Genomic DNA, 24,834 nt, shown 5'->3' with positions numbered 1-24,834 from the left:
AAAACCTTGCATTTTTTGAATCCTAGAGCCTAGACAGAGCAAGTGATCGCGTTATTTTTTCTCAGTAGCAATTCCTGAGAGTGCGAAATTAGTCAAAATGCGATCGCCACATCCCAGACTGTTGACTATAACGTGGCTTTGGAAATTACTAATCATAGGAAAAACCGGAGAGTGACAGAAGAGGGATATAGCACTTCCAAATGAGTTATAATAAATGTAAGGTTAGCAATAATCCCCCAAAGCTGGCAACGGAAAATGAATATAATCGACGAAATAGACGATTTTATCAATCAGACAAAAGATCCTAGAGAAATTAAAAGAGCGATCGCTGTCAAACTCAAATTACAAGGTAAAGCCTACCGGGAAATTCAAGACTTATTACAAGTTTCTCAAGGATTTATTAGCCAATGGAAAAATCGGGTGCTTGTGGAAGGAGTAGACAGTTTAAAACTTCAATATAAAGGAAGGAAAGGTTATCTAAGCCCTGAAGACAAACAGAAAATTATTGAAGAATTAAGGGAAAGAGATTGGTTAAGATTGTCTGATTTACAAGTTTTGTTAGAAAGGGAGTATGGAGTCGTGTTTCAATCCCATCAAAGTTATTATAGCTTGCTGGAAGAGGCTCGCATCAGTTGGAAAAAAAGCCAAAAAAAGAATCCGGCTAAAAATGAGCAGTTAGTCCAAGAGAAAAAGGAAGAAATTGAAAAAAAGTTAGCGAGTTGGAAAGAGGAAATAGGGGCGGGAAAGCTGACAGTGTTTATGATTGATGAATGTCATCTTCTTTGGGGAGATATTTTAGGGTATGTTTGGGGAAGGACGGATCGAAGAATAGAAATTCCCATCAAAAATCAAAAAGAAAGGCAAACTTATTATGGAGCTTTAGATTACCAAACGAAAGAATTTATTATCAAAGGTTATGCGGCGGGCAATACAGAAAATACCGTAGACTTTCTCCAGTATTTACAACAGCAAAATCCGGGGAAAAGGTTGGCTATAGTCTGGGACAATGCCACTTATCATTGTTCTCAAAACTTTCGAGATTACTTAACTCAAGTTAATCAAAATTTATCGGAAGAAGAATGGCGGATTACTTGTGTAAATTTTGCTCCTAATGCGCCGGAGCAAAATCCGGTTGAAGATATTTGGTTACAAACCAAAAATTTCGTGAGAAAATTCTATCATTTATGCCCATCTTTTAAAGTAGTTAAGTGGCTATTTGAGTTTTTTGCTCAGGGGCAAATTTTTGATTTTCCCAAGCTTTTTATGTACGGGATTTTGCCACAACCTATTTAGGATTGCTATAGTAGTAATGGCACACTTAAAAACCAAAGCTACCACTAGCAATTTAACCGAAAGGGAGCAATGGAAATGGAATTTAACCCGATTACTTTACGAAAAAGGTTATAATCGCCAAGAAATTGCTGATTTATATAAAGTTATCGATTTAATGATGGCTTTACCGGAAGCATTACAATTCAGTTTTGAGGAAAAATTAACCCAATATCAGGAGGAGAGGAAAATGCCTTTATTAACTAATATTGAAAAACGTGCTTTAGCAAGAGGTAAAGAAATTGGAGCAAAAGAAACTTCTCAACAAAGCATTTTTGATTTACTGGAAATTCGCTTTGGAACTTTACCCGAAAGCTTAATTCAAAGCCTCAAGCAAATTGATGATATGATCGTATTAAAGCAACTCCATTTACAAACAATAAGTGTTAATTCCTTGGAGGAATTTCAACAGCTAATAGACTCTAATTTAACTAATGAAAATTAATTCAACAGTGGAACAGGCATCCTGCCTGTTTCTCGACAAGAACATTGTTTTATTATTTAAACAGCAAACAAAAGTGCATACTGGAGTAAAGGGATTATGGAGCCGTTTTGAATGTCAACCCTATTGGAAAGAATCACAATTAATCCCAGGCAATGTGGTGGTCGTCCCTGTATTCGAGGGATGAGAATTCGGGTGTCAGATGTGTTAGACTTGTTTGCGGTTGGACTCAGTGCGGAAGATATATTGGAAGAAATGCCTGATCTCGAAGCAGATGATTTGAAAGCATCTCTTTTGTATGCCTCGCGGAAACTTAATCACCCAGTATTAGGGACATAAAAATCTGGATGGATAAAACAAAATGAACGAACAATTACTACTTAATAAATGGCACAAATTAAAATTAGAAGATCAAGAAAAAGTTTTAGCTTTTATAGATGCTATTGACCCAGAAAAACCAGAAGAAAAATTATCTGAAACGACTGAAATCGTTTACAAACCTCAGACAGAATTAGGTAAAAAACTTTGGGAAATTAGACAGAAAATAATTAAAGATCCCAATATTAAATTATTAGATTTGGATGATATAGAAGCTGAGTTAGATGAAATTAGAAGTAAAAATCAATGACAATTATTCTAACTTATTTAGATTCTGGAGTTTTAATCGCTGCTGCTAGGGGGACTGATATAGTATCCTTAAAAGCCACATCAATTTTAGATAGTAAAGAGCGACAATTTTGTTCTAGCCCTTTTGTCAGATTAGAAATTTTAACTAAAGCTAAATATCATAAACAGCAAGATGAAGTTTGGTGTTAATATTTGTTTAGTTCTGTTAAGTCGCCTTCAAGGTTATCTGTGGGCTTGTATTTAAGACATAATCTACGAACTCGCTGTCTTGTAGTTCGTATTCAAATACGCTAGACTACCCCGTTGGGTTAATATCTGAACAAGAGGAAGTGAATGAGTAGAAGCATCTCTACAGTGGATCTGTTTTGTGGTGCTGGAGGACTAACTCATGGTTTTGAGCAAGCAGGTCTTCCAGTCAAAGCTGGATACGATATCGATCCTGCGTGTCAGTTTCCTTATGAATATAACAATAAAGCAAAATTTATATTGCAAGATGTGGAAAATGTAAAGGGTTGTGATTTAGCAGAATATTTCTCTGGAAGCCGTATTAAAGTATTAGCAGGATGCGCTCCCTGTCAGCCATTTTCAAGTTATTCAAGACGTTATAATGATCAACAATTGAAGTGGAAGCTTTTACAGGATTTTGCTCGTTTAATTGAAGAATGCGAACCCGATATTATTTCAATGGAAAATGTACTTTTATTAAAACGTCATTCAGTTTTTCAGGAGTTTATCACCCAGTTGAAACAGTTGAACTATTGTTTTGAGTCTTATGAGGTTAACTGTTTAGATTATGGAATTCCTCAATCTCGAAAACGATTAGTCTTGCTTGCTTCAAAATTTGGAAAAATTAACCTAATTCCACCAACATATAACCCCAACAATTACCAAACAGTCAGACAAACTATTGGACACCTTGAACCCCTTTCTGCTGGTGAAACTTCTAAAATAGATTGGCTGCATAGATGTAGCAAACTTTCTAAACTGAATTTACGTCGTATTCGTGCTTCAAAACCCGGAGGAACTTGGCGAGATTGGCCTCAAGAATTAATTGCAGAATGTCACTTAAAAACAAGCGGTAAAACCTATCCAGCAGTATATGGTAGAATGGAATGGGATAAACCTAGTCCAACTATTACTACACAGTGTTTTGGTTTTGGTAATGGTCGTTTTGGTCATCCTGAACAAGATAGAGCGATATCTCTGAGAGAAGCAGCTTTATTACAGACTTTTCCACCAGAATATAAATTTGTACAACCTGATAAACCCCAGGCAATTGATCTAGTAGGACGATTAATTGGAAATGCTGTTCCTGTTAAGTTAGGCATGGTAATAGCTCGAAGTATTTTAGAACATATTCACGAGGAAAACTAAGGATATTGTATAGAACTATCTAAATATTCTTGATTTTCTAAATATTGTTGAATGTTTTGTAATATTTGCTGGAGATACTCTATTACCTCTTCCTTCACGTTCAGCAAATCCTCAATACTCGTCTGTTGCCCAATTTCTGCAAATGATTTATTGCCATGTGCTAAATCGTTCCGATTCTGCATTATCTCGTATAAATGTTCACCATGTTTGGTTTTGGAGTAGTCAGTATCAAAAGAGAATCCATACTTTCTAGCTGTTTTGGTAATCTCATCTCGATCAACATTCCCTGAAAATAATTCTCTTTTCTGGAAACCAGCAGTAATAATATCAAGAGAAATATCTCTGAGCCTAGAGTGAACATTATCAGGTGAGCGTTTTTTGAAGTTATATATAACTATTTTTTTGATCTCGATTCTCACCAAATCAAAGGAAATTCTTTGACTACTTATTTCATTAAATATAGCTTCTATAGCATTACGCATAGTTGATTCAATAAGATTATAAAGTAGTAAAAAGGCATTAGCTTTGAGCGTTTTTGCCAGGTTAGAATCGATAGCTGTAATTGTTTGATCACCATTATCTCCTAACACAGCTAATTTTGTTGTTTCTTGGATAAGCCCCTCTATAAATTCAAAATATTGATTTACTTCTTGGACACGGGTATGGAACTCTTCAACAACTGTTTGCATAGTTAACTTAAAAGTTGATCACGCACATATTCAATGCGCTTAATTACTTTAGGTCTGGAGTTACTGGCATCTGAGGTAGTATATTCTTTGAATTCTGGTGATTCAAGCCAATTGATTGAATTGATTTCAAGAGCAGGTTTTTCCCTCAAGGCGAGTGCAACACCTACAGAAATTGCCTCAAATCGAATTCGGGGTGTTTTTACATGGCCTTTTGCTTTACTAAATCCATTGGGAAAGTATTTTTCAACAAAATCTAACATTTTATGAAATTCGGAGCGCATACCATCTTGGTCAATTTCACGATGATTATGTTGTTCTAGGTATTCATTAAGAAATACATTAACCTGTCTATCAAAATTCTGATAATTGTTTAAATAAGCAAAGAAACGTAAGACAAATTCTTCAGGTTCGCGTTTGCGGACAAGTGCTTCTGATATGGGGCATAGTTTAATAAATTTGGGATCTTTGGCTAGTTCTTCAAGAAGATTGACAAATGGGCCAGGAGATATGCCTCTCCGCTTCTCCATATCATTGAGTTGAACACTACCCGTATTGATGCGTTCAAACATATCCCGTCGAGTTTCTTCATCAGCTTTCTCAGTCAGGACAATCATGCGAATAGTAGCACGGTTGAAACGTCTCTGTCTTGCCAGTGGCAAATCGCTGAATTTGAAGTAGTTAAGCTGCTTTAGCTTTTCTAGCCCACAGAGCTTTAGCTCATCATTGAGAAATCTGTCTAAAGTACGGATACGTTGGGTTCCATCAACAATTTCTAACCGAGCTAAATCTTCCTCATCATCTTCTTGTTTCGGTCGTAAATCAGCAACAAAAATATAGGGTATAGGTAGTCCGAGAAAAATAGATTCAATAAACTTTGACTGCCGAGTTTCTTCCCAAATCATATCTCGTTGATAATCTGGTATATACAACTCACTCATATCTTCATCTAGCCCATCTCTATATTTCTGGACAAGCACTTCCACTGGATATTCTTTTGTGTCATAGTCAACGGTTTTTTGCTTTTCCCGAATTTCTACTTCTGCGGCTTCTCTTTGTTCATGTGTAATCTCAGATTCTGGCAGTATTTTTGGGATTTTTGGCATATTGATCTCCAGTTTTGACAACATGGATGTTATAGAGGTTTAGTTACATCTAATGTACTTAAAGAAGAACAGACATTTTGCCTGTTCTTCTTACTGATCAATTATAAAGAATTAGATTGCAACCGCCAATTCAGCAACTGACGCTTCAGGACTATCTTTCTCCGAAGGAGGAACAACCTGCCAGAACTTCGGTAAATACTCCGACCAGTTCGCCAGAATTGCCTTAGCCTTCTCGCTTCCCGTGCGTTCCGCGTGCTGTTCAATTAACTCTTTTAACTGCTGTTCACCCATCGGCGTACTCACCCGTTGAATTTTGACAATTTCCGGGTTAATCATTTCAGGAAACTCCCCATCTTCATCGAGGAAATAGCCTAAACCGCCCGTTTGTCCAGCACCCACATTCCGCCCGACTTTACCCAGCACCACCACAACACCGCCTGTCATATATTCACAACAGTGGTCGCCAGCGCCTTCAATAACGGCTTTACCCAAGGAGTTCCGCACCGCAAACCGTTCTCCAGCTTTTCCGTAGGCGTATAACGTTCCCCCCGTCGCCCCATATAAACAGGTATTCCCGATAATCACATTCTCAGACGGGTTATAAGTGACAGCCGCCGGAGGTTTAATAATAATCTCTCCCCCGTGCATTCCCTTCCCGACATAATCATTGGCTTCCCCGGCTAGAGTTAACTTCATTCCCGGTAAATTAAACGCCCCAAAACTTTGACCCGCCGAACCTGTAAAGTTAAGGTTAATTTGTCCTGCAAAGCCTTTATCGCCATACAGCGAGGCAATTTTACCTGCAATGCGGGTTCCTACTGTTCGGTCAGTATTCACCAAACGCACGGTTTTTGTCACCGTCCCTTGATTTTGAATAGCGGTGGCAATTTCCACATCTTCTAATAACACATCATCCAAAACCGGGCCGTTACTATGGATGGGTTCATGATTTAACCAGTTGCGATCGCTGCTAACGGGAGGTTGAGTTAAGACCTCTAAATTCAGGTGTTGAGTTTTGGCAACATTGACGTTATCCCGACGTTTCAACAAGTCAGACCGTCCGACTAAATCGACTAATTTCCGATATCCCAACGCCGCTAAAATATGGCGCACTTCTTCAGCGACAAAATAGAAGAAGTTAACAACATGACCCGGAGTTCCAGGGAACCGCTCTCGCAGACGTTCCTGTTGAGACGTTACCCCCACCGGACATTTATTCGTATGGCAAATACGCGCCATTACACAGCCTTCCGCTATCATTGCAATGGTTCCGAAGCCGAACTCTTCAGCCCCCATTAACGCCCCCATCACCACATCCCATCCGGTTTTGAAACCGCCATCAACCCGCAAACGCACCCGGTCGCGGAGTTTATTTCCCATTAACACCCGATGCACTTCCGTTAACCCTAATTCCCAAGGGCCACCCGCGTGTTTAATGGAGGAGAGGGGAGACGCACCCGTCCCGCCATCGTGACCAGAAATTTGAATATAATCTGCGTTGGCTTTAGCAACCCCGGCTGCAATGGTTCCAATTCCGACTTCTGCCACTAATTTTACTGAAACCGTCGCTTTCGGGTTAATTTGGTGCAAATCAAAAATTAATTGGGCTAAGTCCTCAATGGAATAAATATCATGGTGAGGGGGAGGGGAAATTAACGTGACTCCGGGTTTCGAGCGCCGCAACATGGCAATATAAGGGCTGACTTTTTGACCGGGTAACTGTCCCCCTTCTCCGGGTTTTGCCCCTTGAGCAATTTTAATCTCAATGGACTGGGCACTCATTAAATATTCCGGTGTCACCCCAAACCGTCCCGATGCGACCTGCTTAATGGCAGAACTGGCACTATCTCCATTTTGCAATCCTTTTAAATAAGGACGACTCACGGAAATTCCGTTTTCATCGACATCGTTAAAAATCTTGAAGCGGGCGGGGTCTTCTCCACCTTCGCCAGAATTGGATTTACCGCCTAAGCGGTTCATGGCGATGGCTAAGACTTCATGGGCTTCTGGAGATAAAGCTCCCAAGGACATCCCCCCGGTACAGAAGCGTTTAACAATCTCTTCAACGGGTTCAACCTCATCTAAAGGAATTGAATCGCGATCGCTATTAAAGTCTAATAAATCCCGTAACGCCGTTACCGGGCGGTTTTCCATAAATTGACGATAGATTTCATACAAATCAAATCCATCTCCCTCCGTAGAGCGAATAGCTTTATGGAGTAATTTTGTCATTTCGGGGTTATTTAAGTGATATTCACCCCGCTTCATGGCGTTGACAAAGCCAAAGTTTTCTAATTTTTTAGCTTCTAGGGGGAAGGCTTTAGCGTGGAATTGATACACCTCTTGGCTTAACTCAGAAATCGTTAACCCACCCACACGAGACACCGTACCTCGGAAGCCAACCTCTAGTAAATCTTCTCCAATACCAATGGCTTCAAAGATTTGTGCTCCTTGATAGGATGACAGCAGCGAGATTCCCATTTTGGATAGGATTTTGAGTAACCCATCTTCTACCGCCTTGCGATAGTTCTTCTGAGCTTGTTCGATGGTGATGGCGGGAATTTTCCCACTTTCCATATTGCTCTGAATTAGGGGAGTAGACCACCAATGGCGTACCGTTTCCAAAGCCATATAGGGACAAATCGCCGACGCTCCATAACCGACTAAACAAGCAAAATGATGGGTATTCCAACATTGGGCTGTTTCTACCACAATTGAAGCGTTTAACCGTTTCCCAGTTTTAATTAAATAGTGGTGTACCGCCCCGGCTGCTAATAACGGAGGAATATAGGTTTGTTCAGCCGTTAACCCTTTATCGGACAGAATAATAATTTCTTTGCCTTGATCTACTGCTTCTGCGGCTTTTTCACACAGTCGAGTTAAGGCGATCGCACAACCATTTGGCCCACTTTCTAACCCGTAAAGGGTTGAGAGTGTCGTACTGGGAAAATCAGACTGACGCAAAGCTTCTAATTCCGATTCGTTCAGCAGGGGAGAGTCAATTTTAAACAGTCGAGCATCTTCGGGTTTCGCATCTAACAAATTCCCCCGTTTTCCTAACCGCATTGACAACGACATCACAATCCGTTCCCGTAACGGGTCAATAGGCGGGTTTGTTACCTGAGCGAATCGTTGCTTAAAGTAGTTATATAACAAATGGGATTTATCAGACAGCACCGCTAAGGGAATATCATCTCCCATACAGAAGGTTGCTTCCTTCCCGGTACTCGCCATATCCGCAATTTGGATATCTAAATCTTCCGCGCCATAGCCAAAAGCCGTTTGCTGTTGGAGGAGGTCGTTAGGTTCTAATTGTTTTTCCGCAGCAAAGGGTTGGGGTTCGAGGTCGTGACGATATTGTTGTAACCAGTCCCGATAAGGATGTTCATGGGCGACCCGTTGTTTAATCTCCCAATTTTTGAGAACTTCATGGGTACTTAAATCTACCGCAATCATTTGTCCTGGCCCTAAACGGCCTTTTTCCTGAATTTGATCTTCAGGAACATCCACCACCCCTGCTTCCGAGGCGACCATAATCACGCCATCTTTGGTAATACAATACCGCGCCGGACGTAACCCATTACGGTCTAAACAAGCTCCAATTTGTTTACCATCACTAAATACTAATAATGCTGGCCCATCCCAAGGTTCTTGAATACCACTGTAATATTCATAGAAATCGGTAATTTCGGGCAAATCTTTCAGGTTTGGCTGGTTTTTATAAGCTTCGGGAACCATAATCATCAGCGCTTCCAACGGACAACGCCCGGTTCTCACCAGCAACTCCATCACATTATCTAAATTAGCTGAATCACTATTTTTAGCATCGACAAAGGGAATTAAGGTTTTTAAGCGATCGCCCCAAACCGGATGGGATAACACCCCTTCCCGTGCCCGCATCCAGTTAATATTGCCTAACAGGGTATTAATTTCGCCATTATGCCCTAACAGTCGCATCGGTTGAGCTAAGGGCCATCGGGGCATAGTATTGGTGCTGAAGCGTCGATGGTAAACCGCAAAATTGCTTTTATAGGCAGGGTTCGTTAAGTCTAAATAAAATTCTCCTAAGACTGCTGAACGCACCATCCCTTTATAGACAATGGTACGGCAAGACAGAGAACAAATATAAATATTCTCACCCCAAACTAATCCCTGTGCTTCTAAGGCGACCCCAGAGGAACGTCGAGCTAAAAACAATTGTCGATCTAAATCATCCCCCGTGTAACCCTTCGCTGAATAGACAATTACCTGTTCAATACGGGGTTGATTTTCTCTGGCTTGTTCTCCCAAAACTTCCGGTTTGACAGGAACTTCCCGCCAACCGACCACCACTAATTCTTCTTGTTTGAGGTCAGTTTCAATAATTTCACGGGCTTTAGCTGCTAAATCACTATCTTGGGGTAAAAATACCATCCCCACCCCAAATTTACATTCCGGCTCTTGCAAAATATCAATATTTCGTTCTGCAAACCAAGGCGTGAACAATTCCCAAGGAATAGCGGTCATGATCCCCGCCCCATCCCCGGAGTCTTGGTCTGCACTACAGCCCCCCCGATGTTCTAAACAAGTTAAGGCTGGTAACGCTTTTTGAATAATAGAATGACTTGCACCCCCAGATGGGTTGGCAATAAAACCCACCCCGCAAGCATCTCTTTCTTCAACTAACCAGCGTTGACCGCCATAAGGGTAGCCCATATTCCCGTGCATATATTCTTGTTGATTCTGTTGTTGGTTGTGATTGACTCTCGTGTTATCCATGTCTTGATTCTATCGAGTGAAGGTAAACGCAGCACCGAAGCACAAAAGATTGCAGTGTCGCGTCAAGGGATGGGGCGGGTTAATGATCATGAAATACTGGACGGGAAGACCCCGCCCCTACTGCGTTTTTCCTGAGATTCTATGTAACAAGTAAGCGTTACGTTCTTTACAATAAGAATCAAATTTTAGCCAAAATTTACATAGGGCGGAAAAACCCCGCCCTTACTAGCATACACTGAATTGGATCACACTTTGAAATAATTTGAGGATTCGTTGACAAAGTACAGGATTGACGGTTGACTGTTCACTGATACGAGTTCATCGTTTGAAAGTGTTAATGATACAACGGTTAACTTAACCCCCCTGTCATGCTGAACGAAGTGAAGCATCTACGAAGTGAAGCATCTACGAAGTGAAGCATCTACGAAGTGAAGCATCTACGAAGTGAAGCATCTACGAAGTGAAGCATCTACGAAGTGAAGCATCTATTGTTAACCTCGAAGATACTCAGAGATTCTTTGGCTGACGTAACGCTACGCGAACGCTGCGCTCAGAATGACAATAGGTTCTCCGTTTACATTTTTGTCAAAATATGCTTAATTTTAATCTAACTCAACCCCCAAAAAATCTGATTCTCTTATTAAGTTTAATCGGGTTAAGCACTCTCCCAATCAACACTCTAGCCACACCCCGAATAAATAATTCTTCACAATACGGGAATAGTATTGAATTGAATAACCATTTAATTAATATTCCTTGGAGAATTGATTCAACTAACAGAACCTCAAAAGATTCTGTACAAATTAGTGATATTGGATTAATGCAGAATCTCGGAGTGAATTTACTCAATACTAATAATAGTTCTCAACAACCGATTCAATGGTTTTCTGATTCAGTTATTTTATCGGCTCAATATATTCGTCCCTATCGCTATTTAGATTTATCGAATTTTCCAGCAAGTTCTCAATGGGAAATTCAACCCAATGGAACAACTTTAAAAATTACAGTTCCACCCTCTATTATCCAATCTATTAGTTTTGAACCTTTACCTTTAGAAATAGAACCATCTCTAAAACCATCTAACTTTATACTAAAAAAAATTATTATTGAACTCGATAAACCAACAATTTGGCAACAACCTATTCCTGATGTCCAAAAAAGATTACCCTCTCCAACTCCTCAACCTTCATCTCCACCTTTAACCGATGATCCAACGGTTCAGAATCAAACTAAACTTGCTCAACCTTCTCCTCCCACATTACAAGATTGGAGTTTAATTTTAGAGGCTAAGGCTAATCCTCAACTGTTATCCAATAATATTTATAATATAAAATTACAATCCCAAAATTCCCAAACTCGTCTACAATTTAGCGTTCCTCCAGGTTGGCGACCTGTTGTAACAAGCTTAGACTCTCCCTATCGTTTAATAGTGGAAATTAAACCCGATTTTTTACAGTCTAAAAATATTTTATGGCAACCGGGAATTAGGTGGAGACAGGAGTATATTGAAATTCCTAAAACCGAGACGACATCTTTAGGATCTTTACTAAATCGAATTTTCAAGACTCCAGAATCATCGGTTGAACGATTTCCGGTGTATTGGTTAGAAGTTGACTTAAAACAACCTCAAATTAGCTTAATTCCTATTTTAAGTAATGTTAATTCTCGCCAAGGCACTTCACCTTTATTAGATATAGCTCAAAAAGCAGACGTTTTAGCAGCCATTAACGGAGGATTTTTTAATCGAAATAATCAATATCCTTTGGGCGCTATTCGATTCAATAATAACTGGTTATCGAGTCCGATATTAAATCGAGGTGCTATGGCTTGGGGACAAGATAAACCGATCATTATGAATCGTTTAATCTTAAGAGAAACTATAACCACAGATTCGGGTCAAACTTTACCTTTACAATATCTAAATAGCGGTTATGTAGAAGCCGGAATTTCTCGTTATACTTCTGATTGGGGAAACAGTTATACTCCAATTAACAATCAAGAAAAAATTATTGTTGTTGAAAATAACCAAATTACTCGTCATATTGATGCCCCAAAATCAGGATCACCTGCCATTCCTATTCCGGTTCAAGGTTATTTATTAGTGATCCGAAGCCGTCCTGATTTATTAAATTTATTACCCATCGGAACTCGTTTACAATTACAAAGTCAAACAGAACCTTCGGATTTTCAAAATTATCCTAATATTTTAGGCGCAGGGCCGTTATTAATTCAAAATCGTCAAATTGTTTTAGATGCAGCCTTAGAACGATTTAATCCCGCCTTTCAACAACAAAAAGCTATCCGCAGCGCAATTGCAATCACTCCCAATAATACTTTACTCATACTAGCCGTTCATAACCGTCCCAATGGTTCTGGCCCTAGTTTAGCCGAACTCGCTCAAATTCTGCAAAAATTAGAAGCAATAACCGCTTTAAATTTAGACGGAGGAAGTTCTACCAGTCTCTATTTAGGGGGATACTATTTAGATCGTCCTTTCCCCACAGCAGCACCCGTTCATAACGGTTTAGGAATTGTGATAACAGGTGAATCGTTAAATGTCAACAACCAATAGCTAACAGTCAACTTTAATGTTCTGTAAAGATTTGACCAGTGCTAGGTTAAAGACGATTATTATAGATGACAGTAAGCTAGGGTGTATTTGCTATGGTGGTTGTGGTAAGTATTCTTGAGGACGTTGAGATTCACCCAAGTGTTCACCAATACCACTCTAGGTTTTAACAACAATAGAACTTCCGTCAAACCTTTGATAAGGAAATAGAATCATGGTAGTAGCCCAGGAAATTGTTGAAAATTCTAAACCCTCAACCGAGAATCTCCCGACTGTATGTAATGCCACAACAGAATTGAGACCTTGGGGTTCATTTACGACACTCGAAGAAGGGCCAGGATATAAAATTAAGCGCATTGAAGTCAAACCCGGTCATCGGCTGAGTTTACAAATGCACCATCATCGCAGTGAACACTGGATTGTTGTGGCAGGAACTGCTAGGGTTGTGTGTGGGGATTGTGAAGAAATTTTATTCTCGAATCAATCTACTTATGTTCCTCAATGTACGTCTCACCGTTTGGAAAATCCCGGTGTCATTCCCCTTGTATTAATCGAAGTCCAGAATGGAGAATATTTGGGAGAGGATGATATTATTCGGTTCCAAGATGACTATTCTCGTACACCTGCATGACTAGAACCCATTCCCCCTGGTAATCTAAAAATGGGTTAACATTTTTGTAAGCAGGTGTTCCATGATTTCTCTCAGTCCAGCAGCAACTCGTGAGGTTCTGCGCCTTAAGTCCAAGCAAAATCATCCTCATCTCCTCTTTCGTCTTGGAGTTCAAAAGGGAGGCTGCTGCGACTGGTCTTATACAATGGGATTTGATCACCAACGCCAGTCGAGTGATGTCGTTTATCAATTCCCTGAGATTGACATTGTGATTGCCTCGGAAAATTTAAAGTACCTAGAAAACTTAACCATTGACTATTCTGAAGATTTAATGGGGGGTGGGTTTCGCTTCCAAAACCCCAACGCCTCCCAAAGCTGTAGTTGTAGCTATTCTTTTGTTCCTCAAACCTAAAACCCTTTATCTTATCTTTTCTGTTCCCTGTTCCCTGTTCCCTGTTCCCTGTTCCCTGTTCCCTGTTCCCTGTTCCCTGTTCCCTGTTCCCTACAACAGAAAGTTTGCCAAAAGTGACTGGATAGGTTATTATGATCTTTTGGGTGTCAACATCTGACCCTAACTTTTGAAAGAAAGTCCCATCCCCAGATCGGGGAGGGATATTTCAGTGGAGATACCTCAAAACTTCAAATTGCCGAATTAATTCAGTATGTCGTAACTCATGCCCACTATCCAGCAACTAATTCGTTCTGCACGGGAACAGACTCAGAAGAAAACAAAATCGCCCGCCCTCAAGAGTTGCCCTCAACGGCGGGGAGTCTGCACACGGGTTTATACAACCACCCCTAAAAAACCTAATTCCGCGCTGCGTAAGGTGGCAAGGGTGCGGCTAACCTCTGGCTATGAAGTGACAGCATATATTCCGGGTATTGGTCACAACTTGCAAGAACACTCCGTAGTAATGATTCGAGGCGGTCGGGTGAAAGATTTGCCTGGAGTTCGATATCACATTATTCGGGGAACATTAGACACGGCGGGAGTCAAAGATCGTCGTCAGGGACGCTCGAAGTATGGTGCCAAGCGTCCTAAATAAGAGCTTTGAGTCATGGTCAAGTTGAAGCAAGCTAGGTGTTGTTAGCTCAAGACTAACAGCATCTAGCCTGTGATGACTTGTACTAATCACGCTCGAATCTAAAATCATCTATTGTGTTGAGGAAGATACAATATGTCTCGTCGCAGAGTTGTACAAAAGCGTCCGATTCCCGCCGATCCGGTTTATAACAGTCGCTTAGTTAGCATGATGGTACGTCGCATCATGAAACATGGAAAGAAATCCATTGCTTACCGGATCATTTATCAGGCGCTAAAAACAATCGAAGAAAGAACGGGTTCAGAACCTTTAGAGGTCTTTGAAAAAGCCGTTCGCAATGCTACCCCCCTCGTTGAAGTGAAAGCACGACGGGTTGGCGGTGCAACCTATCAAGTTCCGATGGAAGTTCGCTCAGAACGGGGAACAGCTTTAGCTTTACGTTGGTTAATTCAATATGCTAGAGCCAGAACCGGACGTTCCATGGCGGTGCGATTAGCCAATGAACTGATGGATGCTGCCAACGAAACCGGAAGTGCAGTTCGCAAACGGGAAGAAACCCACCGGATGGCAGAAGCTAACAAAGCCTTTGCTCATTATCGGTATTAAAAATTGGGGATAGCAGTGATATCCGTAAACGTATAAAATCTTAATAAAGGTTTAAAAAGGAGGTAGCTGTGGCACGTACCGTCCCGCTTGAGAGAGTACGGAATATTGGTATTGCAGCCCATATCGATGCGGGCAAGACAACCACAACAGAGCGTATTTTATTTTACTCTGGGGTGGTTCATAAAATGGGCGAAGTCCATGAAGGAACCGCAGTAACCGACTGGATGGCTCAAGAGCGGGAGCGTGGAATTACCATCACGGCTGCCGCGATTACTACCAGTTGGAAAGATCATAAGATCAATATCATTGACACTCCGGGTCACGTAGACTTCACCATTGAAGTCGAACGTTCCATGCGGGTGTTAGACGGTGTGATTGCAGTTTTTTGTTCCGTTGGCGGTGTTCAGCCTCAATCTGAAACCGTTTGGAGACAAGCCGATCGCTATAAAGTTCCTCGGATTGTCTTTGTGAACAAAATGGATCGCACGGGCGCGAATTTTTTCAAAGTTTATGAACAAATCCGCGATCGATTAAGAGCGAATGCAGTTCCCATTCAAGTCCCCATTGGAAGTGAAGACAATCTTCAAGGCTTAGTGGATTTGGTGGAGATGAAAGCTTATATCTACACCAACGATAAAGGAACGGATATCCAAGTCACGGATGATATTCCTGAAGAGGTTAGAGCAGTTGCTGAAGAATACCGCGTGAAACTGGTGGAATCAGTTGCTGAGACCGACGATCACCTGATGGAGAAGTATCTCGAAGGGGAAGAACTGACGAACGAAGAAATTCGGACGCAGTTACGCAAAGGAACGATTGATGGGACAATTGTTCCCTTACTTTGTGGTTCAGCCTTCAAAAACAAAGGGGTACAACAACTGTTAGATGCGGTGGTTGACTATCTCCCGGCTCCGGCGGAAGTTCCTCCGATTCAGGGAACCTTACCCGATGGTGAAATTGCCGTCCGTTATGCCGATGATAATGCTCCCTTATCGGCACTGGCCTTTAAGATCATGGCTGATCCCTATGGCCGTTTGACCTTTGTGCGGGTCTATTCCGGTGTTCTGCAAAAGGGGAGTTATGTTTTAAACTCCTCAAAAAATAAGAAAGAACGGATTTCTCGCTTGATCGTTCTCAAAGCTGATGATCGGATTGAAGTCGATGAACTCCGGGCTGGAGACTTAGGGGCGGCATTGGGTTTGAAAGATACCCTGACCGGTGATACCCTCTGTGATGACGCGAACCCAATTATTTTGGAATCTCTGTTTATTCCTGAGCCTGTTATTTCTGTTGCGGTGGAACCCAAAACGAAACAGGACATGGAAAAACTTTCCAAAGCTCTCCAGTCTTTGTCAGAGGAAGACCCCACCTTCCGGGTTTCCGTTGATTCTGAGACGAACCAAACCGTGATTGCTGGGATGGGTGAACTCCACTTGGAAATTCTGGTAGACCGGATGCTGCGGGAGTTTAAAGTGGAGGCGAATGTTGGTGCTCCTCAAGTTGCTTATCGGGAAACCATCCGCAAACCTGTGAATCGAGCCGAAGGCAAATTCATCCGTCAAAGTGGCGGTAAAGGTCAATACGGTCACGTTGTGATTAATCTCGAACCGGGTGAACCGGGTAGCGGATTTGAATTTGTTTCCAAAATTGTTGGGGGAACTGTACCCAAAGAGTACATCAACCCAGCCGAACAAGGAATCAAAGAAGCTTGTGAAACGGGTGTGGTTGCAGGTTATCCCCTGATTGATGTGAAAGCCACTCTGGTGGATGGATCTTACCACGATGTAGACTCCTCAGAAATGGCATTCAAGATCGCTGGCTCCATGGCACTTAAAGAAGCGGTGAGTAAAGCGTCACCCGTGCTGTTAGAGCCGATGATGAAAGTTGAGGTAGAAGTCCCAGAAGACTTTATTGGTAACGTCATTGGAGACCTCAACTCTCGCCGAGGCCAAATTGAGGGCCAAGATACGGCTCAGGGTATTGCCAAAGTGACCGCTAAGGTTCCCTTAGCTGAGATGTTTGGTTATGCAACTGACATCCGTTCTAAAACCCAAGGTCGTGGCATTTTCACAATGGAGTTCAGCCACTATGAGGAAGTTCCTCGTAGCGTTGCTGACGCTATTGTTGCCAAGAGCAAAGGAAACTAAATAGGCACTCGCGGATTGTCAGGTTTGAGGTTGCCGGTTGCAGGTTAACCCCCAAAAGCCAACAACCCACCCCTGACACCTGACCCCTTTCCTCAATTATTATTCTTGAAAACTTTCAATTTGTAATTCAAAATGGCACGCGCAAAATTTGAACGGACAAAACCCCACGTTAACATCGGTACGATTGGTCACGTTGACCATGGTAAAACCACTTTAACGGCTGCAATTACCATGACTTTGGCAGCCCTGGGTCAAGCCACTGCTAAAAAATACGACGAAATTGATGCCGCACCCGAAGAAAAAGCACGGGGGATTACGATCAATACGGCTCACGTTGAGTATGAAACCGCAGATCGCCACTATGCTCACGTTGACTGCCCCGGTCACGCTGACTATGTGAAAAACATGATCACCGGTGCCGCCCAGATGGACGGTGCAATTTTAGTGGTGTCTGCGGCTGATGGCCCTATGCCACAAACCCGTGAACACATCCTGTTAGCCAAACAGGTCGGGGTTCCCAATATCGTTGTGTTCCTGAACAAGGAAGACATGGTAGATGATGCTGAATTGTTAGAACTGGTAGAACTGGAAGTGCGGGAACTGTTAAGCTCCTACGATTTCCCCGGTGATGATATCCCCATTGTGGCTGGATCTGCCAAAGAAGCTTTAGATGTAATGGTTGCTAATCCCAAAACAGCTAAAGGGGATAATCCTTGGGTGGATAAAATCTACAAACTCATGGAAGAAGTCGATGCCTATATCCCCACTCCTGAGCGTGATATTGACAAACCATTCCTGATGGCGGTTGAAGACGTATTCTCCATTACTGGACGGGGTACAGTGGCAACGGGCCGGATTGAACGGGGTAAAGTCAAGGTGGGCGATAACGTTGAATTGGTCGGAATTAAAGCAACCCGTGCTACCACCGTTACGGGAATAGAAATGTTCAAGAAGAGTCTGGATGAAGGGATGGCTGGAGACAACGCCGGACTTCTGTTACGCGGTATCCAGAAAGGTGATATTGAACGGGGAATGGTGATTGCCAAACCCGGTTCGATCACGCCTCACACTGAATTTGAATCCGAAGTTTATATTCTGACCAAAGAAGAAGGCGGTCGTCACACACCGTTCTTCCAAGGCTATCGTCCTCAGTTCTATGTACGGACAACGGACGTGACTGGAACGATCAGTGCTTTCACTGCTGATGATGGCAGCCAACCGGAAATGATTATGCCTGGTGACCGGATTAAAATGACGGTACAACTGCTCAACCCTATCGCCATTGAACAAGGGATGCGGTTTGCTATTCGTGAAGGTGGCCGGACTGTGGGTGCGGGCGTTGTGTCCAAAATCTTGAAGTAGACACCAGAATTAAACAGTCTGGTTGATGGAAAGGTGGCAGAAAAGGAGAAAGGTTTGATTCCCTTTTCTCCGCCTTCTATCTTAGAAAAACGAAAATTTATCAAACCCTTCATCCTGAACCTAGAAAACTCAACATCAAAATGGCTACTATTCAACAGCAAAAAATTCGGATTCGTCTCAAAGCGTTTGATCGCCGTTTACTTGATACCTCCTGTGAGAAAATTGTAGATACGGCTAATCGTACCAGCGCCACTGCTATTGGGCCGATTCCTTTACCCACAAGACGCCGGATTTATTGTTTATTGCGTTCTCCTCACGTTGATAAAGATTCACGCGAACACTTCGAGACTCGTACCCATCGACGCATTATTGATATTTATCAGCCTTCTTCTAAAACCATTGATGCTTTGATGAAATTGGATTTACCGGCTGGGGTTGATATTGAAGTAAAACTCTAAGCGACAACGTTGTGAACCTACTCAACCTGACCTTTCAATTGGGAGGCGTGAGTAGGTTTTCTCTATTTTGATCCTCACAAGATAACAATTATAAAAATTATAGATTAGGCAACTTTTCGATTTTTACGTCTACCAAGCTGCCTAACTCGGTTTGATTTTTGGATAGAGTCACCTCTATCACCGGAACAGGTCTGGACTCTCCCTAAATTTGCCCGACAAATTCCCATCTGTCAGTTCTGACCGAGGAGAGCGCACGCAGGCGGGAGGGAAACAACACGAAATCCGTAGTTCCTGTTCCGACTGTCCGGCTCGTTCCTGTTACGATTGGCACTGCGGCAATTCCTGGGATTGTTGTTCCACGAACCTCCGCGTATCACCCGGAAGTGCCTGTCCCGTCTTCACCTTCTCGATAATTCGAGAGAAGCAAATATCTGTTGACGGAGTTGCCAAGTATCGCCTTGTTGAAGATGGGCAACCCAACTTTGGATTGATTGCGACACTTTTTCGCCCCCAATTTTACCTTGATCATATTCTACCTGCATTCGTCGCAATCGGCGTCTGGCTCGACGTAAATTTTCTTTACGGACTCGAATTCTATCGGGTAAGATGCGAAATCCGAGAAAATTGGCTCCGATTTTTGTTTCAAATAATTGGCTTTTAATGGGATGAATTTTGACTCTCAATGTGGCTAAATATTCCTCGACTGCTATTCTTGCATCCGCTAGAAATTGGGGGTTATCTGAAAATAAAGCAAAATCATCAACATAGCGGATATATTGAGTGACTTTGAGTTTTTCTTTGACAAAATGGTCAAACCCATTCAGATAAATATTAGCAAAAAATTGACTGGTTAAATTTCCGATGGGAAGACCTCGCCGTCGTTGTAAGGGTTCTAATAAACTATCCCCTGGAAAATATTCTACCATAGGTTCTTGTTCATTGCTATTATCAATAATTTTATCAATCAACCACAGGGTATCGGAACATTTGATCTTTTTGCGAATTAAGGATTTTAAAATAGTATGGTCAATACTGGGAAAATATTTGCGGATATCACATTGGAGAACATAATGGCTAGACCGGGAAAATTCTGTAAATCGACGCAGGGCACGATGGGTTCCAAAACCGACGCGATTTGCATAGGAATCAGCAATATAAGTTCGTTCAAAAAGGGGTAGAATAATATTACATAAAGCATGATGAACGACTCGATCTCGATAGGGTGCAGCCGAGATCATCCGAGATTTGGGTTCTTTAATTTCAAAGGTTCGATAATGACCTGGACAGTAGGTTTTAGACTCTAATTCTGTTTTTAACTTAAAAAGTTCGGACTCTAAATTATAGTTAAAGGCTAAAACATTTTCTCGAAATCGCTTGCCTTTTTGGGCTTGGCGTGCTGCTGCTAATAAATTGCTAAAATCAATAATTTCTGACCAGAGATTTCCGTACCGTTTCATAGTTTTGGGGGTTTATTGCGTTGTTGTTTAATCCATCCTCCTAACTCTGTGCCAATTTCATTAATCAATTTTGCGATATACTCATAGCGTTCAGTTTTAATGAGTTCAAAATCTAGTAATAGCCGAGTTTGATGTCGTAGGATGTCTAATTTAACATTTAATAATTCGAGTTGGTTAAGTTTGTCTTTGGCATAACGGGCTAAAATTAATCCTTCCAGAAAGTCATAGAGTCCTGTAATGATTCTATCTCCTAATGTAAATTTATGATCTCGCGGTAGGCGGTTTAATATGGGTACATACCATTTAATTAAATCATAGGTTTTCTGAATAATCGGTAATTCACTCATACTCATACATGGTCTAAATAACCTCTAAGTGCTATTACAATGGCTGAATACCATTTAAGCAGCAACAGAAATTGTCTTAACGGTTAGAGAAGGTTCGGGAATAGCTTGACCATCTTCTCGCAGAGTGTCAATATACAATTCAATCGCTTCTTTAATATTATTTGCGGTTTCTTCTAAGGTTTTTCCTGTAGAAATACAACCGGGTAAATCAGGAACGTAAGCAGAATAATTACTCCCAGCCCATTCAAAAATTGCAACATATTCTTTCATGATTGATCCTCTAATTGTGCTTGTTTCCAGATACTTTTGAGAGTTCCAATAGCAACTTCATCAGAAAAATTACCCAGTACAACAACGATACCGGATTTTTCAGGATGTTTTAGGACTCGATGACTTCCTCGCATTCTTGCTTCATACCATCCATCCGCTTCTAATCTCTTGAGTACCTCACGAACTTTCATTACTGCTCCTACTCATACATTTTTACGGGTTAACATACTCATAGATTTTTTCTCGGTTGAGGTACTCTTCTTTAATTCCTAACTGAAAAGTCGGAAAGGAATATTTGGGTTTGGGGATAACGGAAACAGACACCTCTACTTGATCACCCTCTTGGACATTTTCGGGCAAGCCATCTATGAGAATAATGCTTTTTCCTTTGATATAACCTTTCATAATCATTGGTTTTCCTCCCTTAATACCTGATGCAATTATCTAATAGATCTAGCCAGCGAGACGCTGGCACTACTTTTTTTACCAATAATATCAAATCAAGAATTGGTAGTGTGAGCGTCCTCGCTCGCTAACTGCTCAAAAATACCTAATAAACGGATAAAAAGAGGGCAGGTTTATTAAAATTATTGCGGGTTGACACAATTTTCTAACAAAACCCGTCCCCTGAAAAAAAAATTTTAAACGCGCTAACGCGCGAAAAGGGTAAAGAAAAAGAAGGGTAAAGGGCTAAAGGGCTAAAGGACAAAGGGTTACAGAGTCCACGCAGGCGGGAGGGAAACAACACGAAAACCGTAGAACCTGTGCCGACAGACCGGCTCGTACCAGAAACGAAAGGCACTGCGGCAATTCCAGGGATCGTAGAGCCACGAACCACCGCGCATCACCCGGTATTGAGTATTTCCGTCCGACTCCCAAACACTGCCATCATCTGGCGCATCATCATAATTTTCATGCCAAGGGTCAGCGCACCATTCCCAAACGTTGCCGTGCATATCGTATAATCCAAAGGCATTTGGAGGGAAACTACCGACATCGGTGGTTTTTTGACGATAAGTTCCTGTCGGTGCAGAAGCGTAGCTGTAATTTGCGTCGTAATTGGCTAAATCGGCTGTAATGGTTTCGCCAAAATGGAAAGGACTTGTAGTTTGAGCGCGACAAGCGTATTCCCATTCCGCCTCACTGGGTAAACGATAGCTTTTACCTGTTTTTTGGGAAAGTCGCTGACAGAATTCCTGCGCTTCGTGCCAGGTTACACTATCAACGGGTCGGTTTGCACCTTTAAAACTAGAAGGATTATTCCCCATAATAGCTTCCCATTGAGCTTGAGTAATGGGATATTTTGCCATAGAAAATGCAGCAATATTAACCGGATGTTGGGGATATTCATCACTACTTGCATCTGCTTCATTTTGGGCTGCACCCATCATAAAAGTTCCCCCAGGAATGGATACCATTTCTAAACTAATATTATTGCCTAAATCTTGTTTAAAAAATTCAGCCCGACGGCGTTCTCGTTTGGTTTCCTTTCCTTGGGCGTTAACAGTAATCACGTCAAACTCAAATTCCTTTTGGCGACGGCGTTTTTCTGCTTCTTCCTGACGTTTTTTATCCCCTTCCTGACGGCGTTTTTCATCCCAAACTCCTTGAGCAACATCTCGATTATGGGCGACATCGGGTAAATTAGGATTAAGGGCGAGACAGGAATTGTAATCGGCGATCGCTTTTTCATATTCTCCTAATTTATAATAAGCATTAGCGCGATTATTGTAAGCTCCGACATAATTCGGATTCAGTCGCAAGGTTTGGTGATAATCCTCAATAGCGGCTTGATATTCCCCTAATTTACTATAGGCTAATCCGCGATTATAATTGGCATCGGGGGAATTAGGTTCGAGTAACAACACTTGGGTAAAGTCATCAATGGCGGTTGTATATTCTCCCTGTTGACAATGGTTTTGTCCCCGTTGATAACAGGCTTGAACAATATTAACGCGGTGGGTTTCTCCCAAGGTTGCTAACAAGTTATTGATTTTTTCAATATAGTCTACATCCTGAGCCGTTACAACAGAATTAACGGTATCCCATAACTCAGATTCTTCAGAAACCGGGTTTCTGAGTCTCAACCAAGATTCTACAGAATTAATTAATTGTGTTTTCGCCCAAGATTTATTGGGTAAATTGACTAAACCCTGCGCTAATTCTAAGATTAATTCAGGGAGACGATGAGAACTTTCTGTTTCTAGGATTTTGTAGATTTGTTCATAGCCAGAAATGACCATCCATATAACTGAATCTGCAACTTCTCCTTCTGGGATATTCTGAGTTAAATCTGGGAGGAGTTGGGGTAATAAAGGCGTGAAATCATGGAGAAATAAATGATGAGTGTCAGCTATCCAACCTGCGACTAAACAATGACAAGTGATTAAAAACTGATACAAATCTTCAAAATGCTTGCTATTAATTTTATAGTGAATTTCTAACTCATCATCGTCTATTCCCTCCTCTCGTAAACTTTGTTCTTCTTCCCAAATTTTGAGATTAATTTCATTATCCCCGCCCCGTTTATCAATGTCAGCTTGGGTTTTTCCTAATGCAATCAGTTTATCTTTTGTATTCTTCCAAGTCAAGGCGCGAGTTTTAGCAGAATTATACAAAATATCCCGATAGGACAAACGAGCAATAATCGTTTGATAGGAATAGTTAGGTTGTCCTATTGTCCAATAGGCGACTCGGAAATTGAGATAATCTCCATCAAATTCCGACTCTAATATTAAGGTCGGTTCTGATTTTAACATCCCGAATAAAGCTTTAATACTCGCTTCACTATGAAAGCGTTTACTTTCCCAAGCGCCTGCTAAAAATTCTATCGGTCTTCCCTGTTGAGAATAGTGGTCAAAAAAATCACGCAATTGTTGATTTAAGGTTAATTCGATATCGGGGAAATTTTGAGGTTTTTCGACAAATCGTTCAAACTGAACTTTAGGGGGGGCGATAAAAACTCGCAGGGGAATTAAACTATTATTGCAGGATTCTAAAATTTGTGCGGGAGGTAAGGTTAACGGCCAATTCGCAAAAATTTTCTGAACTTCTGCTTGGTTATGGGCAACTTTTATAGCGGTTTCTCGGTGATATTCAGCGATAATTAATTGGGTTTCTCGATTATACTGGGCTAATTCAGTTTGTAGTTTTTCTTCCTGTTCAAAACGCCAGCGTTGAAACTCAATATTGCTTTTGTGAATGGCTAAATTAACGCTTTGGATATATTCTTGGAGTTCCTTTTGTCGTTGATGATTGAGTTCAGATTGTTGGGCTTGAAATTCTCGATTTTCTCGATTTTGGATATATTGTAGTTTAATTTGTTCTAATTGAATCTCATGCCGTTTTTCCTCAATTATAGCAGTGTTCGCAACTTGTACACATTGTAATTTATACTGTGCTAACTGAATTTGTTGTCGTTTTTCCTCCATTGCAGCTTGATTAGCTACCATTATTTTTGTATTTCTTTCTTGAGTATCAGCGATGTATTTTTGAGGAAGGAATACAGATTCAAAACCTCTCTTGACTTTATCCCAAAGTCCCATTTTTGCTTCTCCTGGTAATAAGCGTGTCATTAGTTAATCTCCTGTCAATTAATTGTCTGATTATTCTTTGATGAAATTGGTTGATTTATCCGAAAATT

23 protein-coding genes and 1 pseudogene are annotated in these 24,834 nt (G+C 41.4%); 14 read left to right on the top strand and 10 right to left on the bottom strand.

The genetic code is table 11. From position 1 onward, the window contains the following. Positions 1 to 255: 255 nt before the first annotated feature. From NMK36_RS09240 to NMK36_RS09215, 6 genes are all read left to right on the top strand, one after another. Positions 256 to 1,293, top strand: a complete 1,038-nt coding sequence (locus NMK36_RS09240; RefSeq protein ID WP_072718165.1) for an IS630 family transposase — start codon at positions 256 to 258, stop codon at positions 1,291 to 1,293. A gap of 16 nt (positions 1,294 to 1,309) precedes the next feature. After that, on the top strand, positions 1,310 to 1,774 hold the full coding sequence (locus tag NMK36_RS09235; protein ID WP_254173590.1) for a hypothetical protein: 465 nt from the start codon (positions 1,310 to 1,312) through the stop codon (positions 1,772 to 1,774). A gap of 111 nt (positions 1,775 to 1,885) precedes the next feature. After that, complete coding sequence (locus NMK36_RS09230; protein ID WP_072722293.1) at positions 1,886 to 2,110, top strand: DUF433 domain-containing protein; 225 nt, start codon at positions 1,886 to 1,888, stop codon at positions 2,108 to 2,110. A 22-nt stretch (positions 2,111 to 2,132) separates the two neighbouring features. Further along, positions 2,133 to 2,399, top strand: coding sequence for a hypothetical protein (locus tag NMK36_RS09225; RefSeq protein WP_072722294.1), 267 nt, complete (start codon positions 2,133 to 2,135; stop codon positions 2,397 to 2,399). After that, positions 2,396 to 2,587, top strand: a complete 192-nt coding sequence (locus tag NMK36_RS09220) for a hypothetical protein (RefSeq protein ID WP_072722295.1) — start codon at positions 2,396 to 2,398, stop codon at positions 2,585 to 2,587. The genes NMK36_RS09225 and NMK36_RS09220 overlap by 4 nt, the downstream gene beginning before the upstream one ends. A gap of 144 nt (positions 2,588 to 2,731) precedes the next feature. Then, positions 2,732 to 3,772: a DNA cytosine methyltransferase gene (locus NMK36_RS09215; RefSeq protein WP_072722296.1), complete on the top strand. Its 1,041-nt coding sequence runs from the start codon at positions 2,732 to 2,734 to the stop codon at positions 3,770 to 3,772. Here NMK36_RS09215 and NMK36_RS09210 read toward each other — a convergent pair. The 3 genes from NMK36_RS09210 to gltB form a co-directional block, all read right to left on the bottom strand. Next, positions 3,769 to 4,461, bottom strand: a complete 693-nt coding sequence (locus NMK36_RS09210) for an MAE_28990/MAE_18760 family HEPN-like nuclease (RefSeq protein WP_072722297.1) — start codon at positions 4,459 to 4,461, stop codon at positions 3,769 to 3,771. The genes NMK36_RS09215 and NMK36_RS09210 overlap by 4 nt on opposite strands. Before the next feature lie 2 nt (positions 4,462 to 4,463). Further along, positions 4,464 to 5,564, bottom strand: coding sequence for a DUF262 domain-containing protein (locus NMK36_RS09205; RefSeq protein WP_072722298.1), 1,101 nt, complete (start codon positions 5,562 to 5,564; stop codon positions 4,464 to 4,466). Positions 5,565 to 5,675: 111 nt separating this feature from the next. Next, positions 5,676 to 10,322 (bottom strand): glutamate synthase large subunit, encoded by a 4,647-nt coding sequence (gene gltB / locus NMK36_RS09200; RefSeq protein ID WP_254173589.1) that lies wholly within the window; start codon positions 10,320 to 10,322, stop codon positions 5,676 to 5,678. 592 nt (positions 10,323 to 10,914) lie between these two features. Between gltB and NMK36_RS09195 the strand changes: the two genes are divergently transcribed. From NMK36_RS09195 to rpsJ, 8 genes are all read left to right on the top strand, one after another. After that, positions 10,915 to 12,894 carry a phosphodiester glycosidase family protein gene (locus NMK36_RS09195; protein ID WP_254173588.1) on the top strand — a complete coding sequence of 660 codons (1,980 nt, stop codon included), beginning with the start codon at positions 10,915 to 10,917 and terminating at the stop codon, positions 12,892 to 12,894. Positions 12,895 to 13,105: 211 nt separating this feature from the next. Next, a complete protein-coding gene (locus tag NMK36_RS09190; RefSeq protein WP_254173587.1) occupies positions 13,106 to 13,522 on the top strand; it encodes a cupin domain-containing protein in 417 nt (138 codons plus the stop codon). Between the two features lie 61 nt (positions 13,523 to 13,583). Beyond that, entirely contained in the window at positions 13,584 to 13,913 is a 330-nt protein-coding gene (locus NMK36_RS09185) for a HesB/IscA family protein (RefSeq protein WP_072721125.1), read from the top strand. A gap of 262 nt (positions 13,914 to 14,175) precedes the next feature. Further along, complete coding sequence (rpsL, locus tag NMK36_RS09180; RefSeq protein WP_026786431.1) at positions 14,176 to 14,547, top strand: 30S ribosomal protein S12; 372 nt, start codon at positions 14,176 to 14,178, stop codon at positions 14,545 to 14,547. 132 nt (positions 14,548 to 14,679) lie between these two features. Then, positions 14,680 to 15,150 carry a 30S ribosomal protein S7 gene (gene rpsG / locus NMK36_RS09175; protein WP_072721124.1) on the top strand — a complete coding sequence of 157 codons (471 nt, stop codon included), beginning with the start codon at positions 14,680 to 14,682 and terminating at the stop codon, positions 15,148 to 15,150. A 68-nt stretch (positions 15,151 to 15,218) separates the two neighbouring features. After that, complete coding sequence (fusA, locus tag NMK36_RS09170; protein ID WP_072721122.1) at positions 15,219 to 17,297, top strand: elongation factor G; 2,079 nt, start codon at positions 15,219 to 15,221, stop codon at positions 17,295 to 17,297. Between the two features lie 132 nt (positions 17,298 to 17,429). Continuing rightward, positions 17,430 to 18,659: an elongation factor Tu gene (gene tuf, locus NMK36_RS09165; RefSeq protein ID WP_072721121.1), complete on the top strand. Its 1,230-nt coding sequence runs from the start codon at positions 17,430 to 17,432 to the stop codon at positions 18,657 to 18,659. A 140-nt stretch (positions 18,660 to 18,799) separates the two neighbouring features. Next, positions 18,800 to 19,117, top strand: a complete 318-nt coding sequence (rpsJ, locus tag NMK36_RS09160) for a 30S ribosomal protein S10 (RefSeq protein WP_072721120.1) — start codon at positions 18,800 to 18,802, stop codon at positions 19,115 to 19,117. Positions 19,118 to 19,347: 230 nt separating this feature from the next. Here the strand turns inward: rpsJ and NMK36_RS09155 are convergent. From NMK36_RS09155 to NMK36_RS28970, 7 genes and pseudogenes are all read right to left on the bottom strand, one after another. Further along, positions 19,348 to 19,497 (bottom strand): annotated as a pseudogene (locus NMK36_RS09155) (SUMF1/EgtB/PvdO family nonheme iron enzyme); the annotation flags it as partial. 18 nt (positions 19,498 to 19,515) lie between these two features. Then, positions 19,516 to 20,574 (bottom strand): RNA-directed DNA polymerase, encoded by a 1,059-nt coding sequence (locus NMK36_RS09150; RefSeq protein WP_254173585.1) that lies wholly within the window; start codon positions 20,572 to 20,574, stop codon positions 19,516 to 19,518. Beyond that, the gene (gene avd, locus NMK36_RS09145) at positions 20,571 to 20,927 is read right to left on the bottom strand and encodes a diversity-generating retroelement protein Avd (protein WP_254173584.1); all 357 of its coding nucleotides are present in this window, start codon (positions 20,925 to 20,927) and stop codon (positions 20,571 to 20,573) included. Before avd ends, NMK36_RS09150 begins: the two co-directional genes overlap by 4 nt. Before the next feature lie 48 nt (positions 20,928 to 20,975). Next, a complete protein-coding gene (locus NMK36_RS09140) occupies positions 20,976 to 21,191 on the bottom strand; it encodes a type II toxin-antitoxin system HicB family antitoxin (RefSeq protein ID WP_254173583.1) in 216 nt (71 codons plus the stop codon). Beyond that, positions 21,188 to 21,382, bottom strand: a complete 195-nt coding sequence (locus NMK36_RS09135; protein WP_254173582.1) for a type II toxin-antitoxin system HicA family toxin — start codon at positions 21,380 to 21,382, stop codon at positions 21,188 to 21,190. Before NMK36_RS09135 ends, NMK36_RS09140 begins: the two co-directional genes overlap by 4 nt. Before the next feature lie 22 nt (positions 21,383 to 21,404). Beyond that, positions 21,405 to 21,602, bottom strand: coding sequence for a hypothetical protein (locus NMK36_RS09130; RefSeq protein WP_254173581.1), 198 nt, complete (start codon positions 21,600 to 21,602; stop codon positions 21,405 to 21,407). Between the two features lie 302 nt (positions 21,603 to 21,904). Further along, the gene (locus NMK36_RS28970; RefSeq protein WP_367997176.1) at positions 21,905 to 24,766 is read right to left on the bottom strand and encodes an SUMF1/EgtB/PvdO family nonheme iron enzyme; all 2,862 of its coding nucleotides are present in this window, start codon (positions 24,764 to 24,766) and stop codon (positions 21,905 to 21,907) included. Positions 24,767 to 24,834: the final 68 nt, after the last annotated feature.

The organism is Planktothrix pseudagardhii (assembly GCF_904830925.1).
Classification (GTDB): domain Bacteria; phylum Cyanobacteriota; class Cyanobacteriia; order Cyanobacteriales; family Microcoleaceae; genus Planktothrix; species Planktothrix tepida.
This window is presented reverse-complemented; position numbering and strand designations above follow the sequence as displayed.

Bases quoted from the DNA above. Each gene is read 5' to 3' on its own strand.
- NMK36_RS09240 (WP_072718165.1), top strand. From the start codon at position 256: ATGAATATAATCGACGAAATAGACGATTTTATCAATCAGACAAAAGAT.
- NMK36_RS09235 (WP_254173590.1), top strand. From the start codon at position 1,310: ATGGCACACTTAAAAACCAAAGCTACCACTAGCAATTTAACCGAAAGG.
- NMK36_RS09230 (WP_072722293.1), top strand. From the start codon at position 1,886: ATGTCAACCCTATTGGAAAGAATCACAATTAATCCCAGGCAATGTGGT.
- NMK36_RS09225 (WP_072722294.1), top strand. From the start codon at position 2,133: ATGAACGAACAATTACTACTTAATAAATGGCACAAATTAAAATTAGAA.
- NMK36_RS09220 (WP_072722295.1), top strand. From the start codon at position 2,396: ATGACAATTATTCTAACTTATTTAGATTCTGGAGTTTTAATCGCTGCT.
- NMK36_RS09215 (WP_072722296.1), top strand. From the start codon at position 2,732: ATGAGTAGAAGCATCTCTACAGTGGATCTGTTTTGTGGTGCTGGAGGA.
- NMK36_RS09210 (WP_072722297.1), bottom strand. From the start codon at position 4,461: ATGCAAACAGTTGTTGAAGAGTTCCATACCCGTGTCCAAGAAGTAAAT.
- NMK36_RS09205 (WP_072722298.1), bottom strand. From the start codon at position 5,564: ATGCCAAAAATCCCAAAAATACTGCCAGAATCTGAGATTACACATGAA.
- gltB (WP_254173589.1), bottom strand. From the start codon at position 10,322: ATGGATAACACGAGAGTCAATCACAACCAACAACAGAATCAACAAGAA.
- NMK36_RS09195 (WP_254173588.1), top strand. From the start codon at position 10,915: ATGCTTAATTTTAATCTAACTCAACCCCCAAAAAATCTGATTCTCTTA.
- NMK36_RS09190 (WP_254173587.1), top strand. From the start codon at position 13,106: ATGGTAGTAGCCCAGGAAATTGTTGAAAATTCTAAACCCTCAACCGAG.
- NMK36_RS09185 (WP_072721125.1), top strand. From the start codon at position 13,584: ATGATTTCTCTCAGTCCAGCAGCAACTCGTGAGGTTCTGCGCCTTAAG.
- rpsL (WP_026786431.1), top strand. From the start codon at position 14,176: ATGCCCACTATCCAGCAACTAATTCGTTCTGCACGGGAACAGACTCAG.
- rpsG (WP_072721124.1), top strand. From the start codon at position 14,680: ATGTCTCGTCGCAGAGTTGTACAAAAGCGTCCGATTCCCGCCGATCCG.
- tuf (WP_072721121.1), top strand. From the start codon at position 17,430: ATGGCACGCGCAAAATTTGAACGGACAAAACCCCACGTTAACATCGGT.
- rpsJ (WP_072721120.1), top strand. From the start codon at position 18,800: ATGGCTACTATTCAACAGCAAAAAATTCGGATTCGTCTCAAAGCGTTT.
- NMK36_RS09150 (WP_254173585.1), bottom strand. From the start codon at position 20,574: ATGAAACGGTACGGAAATCTCTGGTCAGAAATTATTGATTTTAGCAAT.
- avd (WP_254173584.1), bottom strand. From the start codon at position 20,927: ATGAGTATGAGTGAATTACCGATTATTCAGAAAACCTATGATTTAATT.
- NMK36_RS09140 (WP_254173583.1), bottom strand. From the start codon at position 21,191: ATGAAAGAATATGTTGCAATTTTTGAATGGGCTGGGAGTAATTATTCT.
- NMK36_RS09135 (WP_254173582.1), bottom strand. From the start codon at position 21,382: ATGAAAGTTCGTGAGGTACTCAAGAGATTAGAAGCGGATGGATGGTAT.
- NMK36_RS09130 (WP_254173581.1), bottom strand. From the start codon at position 21,602: ATGATTATGAAAGGTTATATCAAAGGAAAAAGCATTATTCTCATAGAT.
- NMK36_RS28970 (WP_367997176.1), bottom strand. From the start codon at position 24,766: ATGACACGCTTATTACCAGGAGAAGCAAAAATGGGACTTTGGGATAAA.